The 814-nt window shown below is 67.1% G+C and carries 1 protein-coding gene; it reads right to left on the minus strand.

Going from position 1 to position 814, the window contains the following annotated elements; all coding sequences use genetic code 11:
* A partial coding sequence (locus ABD323_RS42355; RefSeq protein ID WP_344447383.1) for a branched-chain amino acid ABC transporter substrate-binding protein occupies window positions 1–814 on the minus strand: 814 nt, incomplete at both ends.

An 814-nucleotide genomic window follows, 5' to 3' on the forward strand; every position in this document is an offset into this window, starting at 1 on the left:
TGACGCCCTGGATGATGGCCCAGGCGCTGTCGTAGGAGTAGCCGCCGTAGGTCTCGTAGGCGTCCTTGTACGCGGCGGCCTTGTAGTCCGCGATGAACTTCGCGGCGGAGGGCAGCTGCTCGACCGGGAGGCCGACCGCGGTGGCGAGGTCGCCCTGGCTCTTCGGGTTGAGCTTGATGAAGTCACCGCTCTGGATGCCGTCGCCACCCATCAGCGGGATGTTGACGCCACCCTCCTTGAGCGGCAGGGAGAGCGGGCCGGCGGCCGGGTACTCGCCGCCGTAGTAGATCGCCTCGGCGCAGGAGGACTTGACCTTGGTGACGATCGCGTTGAAGTCGGGGTCGTCCGGGTTCACGTGCTCCTCGCCGACGATGGTGCCGCCGAGCTTGGTGAACTCGCCCTTGAAGGTACCGGCGAGGCCGGCGCCGTAGGTCTTCTGGTCGTCGATCAGGAAGACCTTCTTCTTCTTCGCCTCGTTCACCAGGTACTGGGCCGCGAACGGGCCCTGCACGGCGTCGGTGGTGGCGGTGCGGAAGTAGGTCTTGAACGGGCGGGCCTTCTTGCCGGTGGCCCACGCCTCGCCCTGGCTGAGCGCCACACCGGTGTTGGCCGGGGAGATCTGCACCAGGTTGGCGTCGTTGAAGATCTGCTGCATCGACTGGGCGACGCTGGAGTTGAGCGGGCCGACCACGCCGATGACGGTCTTGTCGGCGACCAGGTTGGTGGCGTTCTGCTGGCCGGGGGCCGGCTTGGCGGTGTCGTCCAGCGCCTTGATCTCGAACTTGACGCCCGGGACCTCGTTCTTGGCGTTGGC

Source organism: Kitasatospora nipponensis (assembly GCF_039528135.1).
Taxonomy (GTDB): Bacteria; Actinomycetota; Actinomycetes; order Streptomycetales; family Streptomycetaceae; genus Kitasatospora; species Kitasatospora nipponensis.